The 5,830-nt window shown below is 72.4% G+C and carries 8 protein-coding genes; 5 read left to right on the top strand and 3 right to left on the bottom strand.

The window, feature by feature from the left end:
- The 3 genes from ACWDCZ_RS38315 to ACWDCZ_RS38305 all read left to right on the top strand — a co-directional run.
- The coding region (locus ACWDCZ_RS38315; RefSeq protein ID WP_449818357.1) for an acyl-CoA dehydrogenase family protein at positions 1 to 837 on the top strand (837 nt) is incomplete at its 5' end.
- 120 nt (positions 838 to 957) lie between these two features.
- Entirely contained in the window at positions 958 to 1,461 is a 504-nt protein-coding gene (locus ACWDCZ_RS38310) for a GNAT family N-acetyltransferase (RefSeq protein ID WP_449814400.1), read from the top strand.
- Between the two features lie 51 nt (positions 1,462 to 1,512).
- Entirely contained in the window at positions 1,513 to 2,172 is a 660-nt protein-coding gene (locus ACWDCZ_RS38305; protein WP_449818356.1) for a class I SAM-dependent methyltransferase, read from the top strand.
- Positions 2,173 to 2,208: 36 nt separating this feature from the next.
- Here ACWDCZ_RS38305 and ACWDCZ_RS38300 read toward each other — a convergent pair whose 3' ends face one another.
- Positions 2,209 to 2,586 carry a MerR family transcriptional regulator gene (locus ACWDCZ_RS38300; RefSeq protein ID WP_049650041.1) on the bottom strand — a complete coding sequence of 126 codons (378 nt, stop codon included), beginning with the start codon at positions 2,584 to 2,586 and terminating at the stop codon, positions 2,209 to 2,211.
- Between the two features lie 217 nt (positions 2,587 to 2,803).
- On the opposite strand from ACWDCZ_RS38300, the gene ACWDCZ_RS38295 reads away from it, so the two are divergent.
- Complete coding sequence (locus tag ACWDCZ_RS38295) at positions 2,804 to 3,298, top strand: peptidylprolyl isomerase (protein WP_049650012.1); 495 nt, start codon at positions 2,804 to 2,806, stop codon at positions 3,296 to 3,298.
- Between the two features lie 294 nt (positions 3,299 to 3,592).
- Positions 3,593 to 4,174, top strand: coding sequence for a hypothetical protein (locus ACWDCZ_RS38290; RefSeq protein ID WP_380780389.1), 582 nt, complete (start codon positions 3,593 to 3,595; stop codon positions 4,172 to 4,174).
- A gap of 31 nt (positions 4,175 to 4,205) precedes the next feature.
- On the opposite strand, the gene ACWDCZ_RS38285 is transcribed toward ACWDCZ_RS38290, so the two are convergent.
- Together ACWDCZ_RS38285 and ACWDCZ_RS38280 are read right to left on the bottom strand one after the other, a co-directional pair.
- The gene (locus tag ACWDCZ_RS38285; RefSeq protein WP_049650010.1) at positions 4,206 to 4,691 is read right to left on the bottom strand and encodes an LbetaH domain-containing protein; all 486 of its coding nucleotides are present in this window, start codon (positions 4,689 to 4,691) and stop codon (positions 4,206 to 4,208) included.
- A gap of 38 nt (positions 4,692 to 4,729) precedes the next feature.
- On the bottom strand, positions 4,730 to 5,830 hold a 1,101-nt coding region (locus ACWDCZ_RS38280), incomplete at its 5' end, for an LCP family protein (RefSeq protein ID WP_449818355.1).

Genomic DNA, 5,830 nt, shown 5'->3' with positions numbered 1-5,830 from the left:
GGTTCGGAGGAGTTGAAGGCGAAGTACCTGGGGGCGCTGGCGCGGGGCGAGGGGATGTTCTCGTACTGCCTGTCGGAGCCGGAGGCGGGTTCGGACGCGGCGGGGATGAAGACCCGGGCGGTGCGTGACGGGGACTTCTGGGTGCTGAACGGTGTGAAGCGCTGGATCACCAACGCGGGGGTGTCCGAGTTCTACACGGTGATGGCGGTGACGGATCCGGAGAAGCGGTCGAAGGGCATCTCGGCGTTCGTGGTGGAGAAGGGCGACGAGGGGGTGTCCTTCGGTGCGCCGGAGAAGAAGCTGGGCATCAAGGGGTCGCCGACGCGTGAGGTGTACTTCGACAACGTGCGGATCCCGGCGGACCGGATGATCGGCGCGGAGGGGACGGGTTTCGCGACGGCGATGAAGACCCTGGACCACACCCGGGTGACGATCGCGGCGCAGGCGATCGGGATCGCGCAGGGTGCGCTGGACTACGCGAACGGGTATGTGCGGGAGCGCCGGCAGTTCGGGAAGGCGATCGCGGAGTTCCAGGGTGTGCAGTTCATGCTGGCGGACATGGCGATGAAGCTGGAGGCGGCGCGGCAGTTGACGTATGCGGCGGCGGCGAAGTCGCAGCGGGGGGACGCGGATCTGACGTTCTTCGGTGCGGCGGCGAAGTGCTTCGCGTCGGACGCGGCGATGGAGATCACGACGGACGCGGTGCAGTTGCTGGGCGGGTACGGGTACACGCGGGACTACCCGGTGGAGCGGATGATGCGGGACGCGAAGATCACGCAGATCTACGAGGGGACCAACCAGGTCCAGCGGATCGTGATGGCCCGCAACCTCCCGTAACGCGCACACACACGCACCGGCACGCACCGGCGTACAGCCACGGCCCCCGACCGCCCGTCCGCGGTCGGGGGCCGGAAAACCGTGCGACGGCGGGCGGCCGCGCTCCGTAGGCTGCCCGCCATGTCCTCCACGCCCGCCGCGACGACCCCGCCCGCACCGCCCGCCACGCTCAGCCTGGCCCCGATCACCCCCGAGAACGTCGACGCCGCCCTCGCCCTGCGGGTCCGCCCCGACCAGGAGCACCTGGTGGCGCCGGTGGTGAAGTCGCTGGCCGAGGCGTACGCGTACGGGGAGACGGCCTGGCCCCGGCTGATCCTGGAGGACGGGCGGCCGGTCGGCTTCGTGATGGCCTTCTTCGACATCGTCTTCCACCCCGACCGCCCCGGCGACCGCCCCCGCTCCGGCCTGTGGCGGCTGCTGGTCGACGCCGGGCAGCAGCGCGGCGGGTACGGCCGCTTCGCCGTCGAGCAGGTCTGCGCCGAGATCCGCCGCCGCGGCGGCACCCGCGCCACCGTCACCTACCACCCGGGCCCGGACGGCCCGGCGGAGTTCTACGCCCGCCTCGGCTTCCGCCCGACCGGCGAGCTCAGCGGCGACCAGGCCGTCGCCGAACGGGAGTTGTAGGACCGCCACGGCCTGCCGCGGTCCGGCGGCCGCCGGGTAGGGTCCGGGGCCATGACCGAGCCGGGCTTCCTCACCGAGACCAGGGCGTTCTACGACGCCGTCGCCACCGAGTACACCGACCGCTTCCGGGACGCGCTGGACCGCATGCCGATGGACCGGGCGATGCTGGCGCTCTTCGCCGACCTGGTCCGCGCCGAGCGGCCGGACGGCAGGACGGCCGAAGTCGGCTGCGGCCCGGGCCGGATGACCGGGCCCCTGCACGGCCTCGGCGTGGACGTGCACGGGATCGACCTCTCGCCGCGGATGGTCGAGCTGGCCCGGAAGGCCCACCCGGAGGTGCCGTTCAGCGTCGGCTCGATGTTCGACCTCCCCTTCCGGGACGGGGAGTTGACCGGCGTGGTGGCCTGGTACTCGATCATCCACACCCCGGCGGAGCGGCTCCCCGAGGTGTTCGCCGAGTTCGCCCGGGTGCTCGCCCCCGGCGGCCACCTGATGCTCGCCTTCCAGGTCGGCGACCGGCCCCTGTACCTGGAGCGGCCGTTCGGGCAGCCGGTGTCGCTGGACTTCCGCCGGCTGCGGCCGGAGCACGTCGAGGAGCTGGCCCGGGAGGCCGGCCTGCCGGTCACCTCCCGTACGGTCCGGGAGCCGGAGGGCGACGAGAGGACCCCGCAGGCCTACCTGCTGGCCCGCAAGCCGGTGGCCGGGGGCTGAACCGGAGGCCGGATGCCGGGCGCCGACGGCCGCACGTCAGGCGGCCGGGGCCGACGGCTGCCCGGAGGCGGTCGCGATCACCTCGTCCAGCACCTCGCGGGAGCGGAGCAGGTCGTCGATCGTCCGGTCGATCCGCTGGCGCTCCGCGGTGAGCTCCTCGACCAGGAGCGGGGTGGCGATCTCGTTCGGGCTGCCGTCGGAGTCCCGCATGCAGGGGAGGATCTTGTAGATGGTCCGGCTGTGCAGTCCGGCCGCGAACAGCTCCTGGATGTGCACCACCCGGTCGACGGCGGCCTCCGGGTACTCCCGGTGGCCGCCCTCGGTGCGGCGGGCGGCCAGCAGGCCCTGCTGCTCGTAGTAGCGCAGCGAGCGCTCGCTCACACCCGTCCGCCGGGCCAGTTCGCCGATCCGCATGCCGTCCACCCCGTCCCGTCCCGTGCCGCCGTCGCCGTCCGCCGTCGCCGTTCACCGGCCCCGCCCGCCGTCGCGGATCGGGCCGCCCGGAAACCTGACATCGATGGTAGCTTCCCGGTCCCGGCGCGGGGGGCGGAACCGGATAACACAGCGGTGTCCGGCCCGGCCCGACCGGGGGTGACGCGCGAGGAACAGGCGATCGTGCCATGATCCCTGCATGTCTTCCAACGTTTTCTTCGACATCGAGATCAACGGCGAGGCGGCCGGCCGGATCGTCTTCAAGCTCTACGACGACGTCGTCCCCAAGACCGCCCAGAACTTCCGCGAGCTGGCCACCGGCCAGAACGGCTTCGGCTACGAGGGCTCCGGCTTCCACCGCGTGATCCCGGCCTTCATGCTCCAGGGTGGTGACTTCACCAACCACAACGGCACCGGCGGCAAGAGCATCTACGGCGAGAAGTTCGCCGACGAGAACTTCAAGATCAAGCACGACCGCCCGGGTCTGCTGTCGATGGCCAACGCCGGCCGCAACACCAACGGCTCGCAGTTCTTCATCACCACCATCGTCACCGACTGGCTGGACGGCAAGCACGTCGTCTTCGGCGAGGTCCTCGAGGGCATGGACCTGGTCAAGAAGATCGAGGGCCTCGGCTCGCAGAGCGGCCGCACCTCGGCCAAGATCACCATCGCCAAGTCCGGCGTGGTCGCCTAAGCACCGCCGCCACCTGGCACGCACCGCCCCGGAGCGGGACGTCGGATCTTCCGATCTCCCGCTCCGGGGCGGTTTCGCGTCCGCCCCCGTACCCGCGCCCGCGCCCGGACGCCGCCCGGTTCCCGCCCCCTTTCGCGCCGGGCGCCGCCGTGCGGCGGGCAGGGTAGCCCGGAGCGCGGCCGTCCGGGCCGGAACCGGGCAATCGTGCGGCCTGCCTGCGCCGGAGCCCTACGCTCGATTCGGACACGGCCCCAGCCGCGGCCGAACTCGACTCTGCGGCAAGGTGGTTGACCGATGATGGAGCAGGGCGCCGACGACGGCGAGGTGACCTACGAACAGGTGACGGTGGTCTCCCTGGCCGGCTGCGAGCCGGTCGGCCCGGCGCGGTTCGCCGTCCGGGTCGCCCGCGAGGGCATGACCGTCAAGCGGGTGGCGGGCTACTGGGTGCGCTGGGACGAGCGGTGGGGTCCGGAGGAGGTCCGCCACCACTCCCGCTGGATCGCGGACGAGGAGTACGTGCGGCCGGACACCGGCAGCCTGGAGGGCACCCTCGCGGTGATGGTCGCCGCGTACTGGACGGACCCGACGGGCGCCTTCCCGCGCCGCCCGGGCACCGAGACCGTGGTGACCTTCCGGCCGGGCGAGACCGAGCACGAGCTGGTGCTGGAGCAGCCCGCGCCGCCCGTGTCGGCGGCCGCCGCCGCGCACCGCCCGGCCTCGCTGTCGGTGCAGCTGACCCACGCGCGGTGGCTGGGCGGCGACGGGCAGCCGATCCACTACGGCTTCTCGGGCGCGACCGAGGAGGCGGCCGGCGGCGAGGGGGAGTGGCTGGTCCGCTTCCCGGAGTGCGGCACCGGCCTGCTGCCGTACGTATAGGCCGCATGGCACGTCCCGTACCCCCGCGCGTTCAGGCGGGGCTCGGAGCGGGCCGGGCCGGCGCCGCCGCGGGCCCCCAGTCGCCCGCCCGCGTCCCCACCTTGCGCGCCGGTGCGCCGGCCCAGATCTCGCCGGGGCCGGTCGAGCGGGTGAGCACCGCGTTGGCCCCGACGACGGTGCCCGCGCCGACGGTCAGCACGCCCTCCTTGCACACCACCTTGGCGCCCGCGCACAGCACCGCCCCGTCCTCGACCACCACCCGCCGCATCGCGCTCTCCTCCTGCGGCACCCAGGGGTCGGCCCGGCCGATGGTCACGCCGTTGTAGAGCGTCACGCCGGCGCCGAGGGTGGTGTACGGGTGCAGCACGGTGCCGAAGCCGCGGTGGAAGACCATCAGCCCGGGCCCGATCTCGCAGGCGGCGGGCACCTCCATCCCGTACAACGCGAGCGCCTCCTGGACCAGGCGGCCCAGGAGGCGGTGGCGACGGCGGCGGATCAGTGCGGTGACGAGTGGCATCCACTCATTGTGGTGGAGCGGTCACGTGAAGTGGCCGACTACTTGAACTCCGGCACCGCGGTGTCGTTCTTGAAGGCGTCGAAGACCTGCTTGGACTTGCCGGCGTCCCAGAGCACGGCGGACTCGCCGGTCTTGGTCCGGTAGTCCGGGTTGCCGATCGGCACGGTCAGCGACTTGCCGCTGCCGCCGTTGACGTCCTTCATGGCGAGGAAGAGCGAGCCGAGGTCGGTCAGCCCGCAGTCCTCGTCGACGATCAGGGTGCCGAGCGCGGAGTCGACCAGCGGGTAGAAGGTGAACGGGTTCATCAGGTTGCCCGGGGAGGCGGCCTGGTGGGCGAGGGCGCCGAGGAACTTCTGCTGGTTGCGCATCCGGCCGAGGTCCTGGTCGGCCATCTGGTGGCGCTGGCGGACGAAGGCCAGGGCCTGCTTGCCGGTGAGGGTCTGGTCGCCGGCCTTGAGGTCGAGCCCGGAGTCCTTGTCCTTGACGTCCTGGTCGATCTTCATCTCGACGCCGCCGATCGAGTCGACGATGCCGACGAAACCGCCGAAGCCGATCTCGGCGTAGTGGTCGATCCGTATGCCGGTGTTCTGCTCGACGGTCTGGACCAGGAGGCGGCCGCCGCCGTTGCCGAAGGCCGAGTTGATCTTCGCGGTGGTGCCCTTGACCGGCTTGCCGTTGCTGCCCGGGTGCTCGGGGATCGGCACCCAGGAGTCGCGCGGGATGCTCATCAGGGTGTTCCCGTTGTCCCCGACGTGCAGGATCATCATCGAGTCGCTGCGCTTGCCCTCGGTGTCGTGCCCGGTGTGCAGGTCGTCCTGCTCGGAGTCGGTGAGGCCCTGGCGGCTGTCGGAGCCGACGATCAGCCAGTTGGTGCCCTTGCCCGCGGCGGGGCGGCCGGGGTAGTCGGCGAGCACGTTCTCGTGGTTGAGCTTGGAGTCCGCCCAGAACCAGGTGGAGACGGCGGTCACCATGACGGCGATCAGCAGGCCGAAGACCGACCACTTCACGATCCGCCGCCGCGGCCAGCGCCGGGCCTGGGCACCGGGCGGGCGGGTGCCGCCGGGGCCTCCGGGACCGCCGGGGCGGCCCTGACCACCCTGGCCCCCCTGCCCGCCGGGACCGCCGGGCCCGCCCGGGCC

It is taken from the genome of Kitasatospora sp. NPDC001225, assembly GCF_053597855.1.
Note: the sequence above shows the minus strand (reverse complement) of the source record. Positions and strands in the feature narration are given on the sequence as shown.

Coding starts and splice junctions, on each gene's coding strand:
- ACWDCZ_RS38310 (WP_449814400.1), top strand. CDS start 958: ATGTCCTCCACGCCCGCCGCGACGACCCCGCCCGCACCGCCCGCCACG.
- ACWDCZ_RS38305 (WP_449818356.1), top strand. CDS start 1,513: ATGACCGAGCCGGGCTTCCTCACCGAGACCAGGGCGTTCTACGACGCC.
- ACWDCZ_RS38300 (WP_049650041.1), bottom strand. CDS start 2,586: ATGCGGATCGGCGAACTGGCCCGGCGGACGGGTGTGAGCGAGCGCTCG.
- ACWDCZ_RS38295 (WP_049650012.1), top strand. CDS start 2,804: ATGTCTTCCAACGTTTTCTTCGACATCGAGATCAACGGCGAGGCGGCC.
- ACWDCZ_RS38290 (WP_380780389.1), top strand. CDS start 3,593: ATGATGGAGCAGGGCGCCGACGACGGCGAGGTGACCTACGAACAGGTG.
- ACWDCZ_RS38285 (WP_049650010.1), bottom strand. CDS start 4,691: ATGCCACTCGTCACCGCACTGATCCGCCGCCGTCGCCACCGCCTCCTG.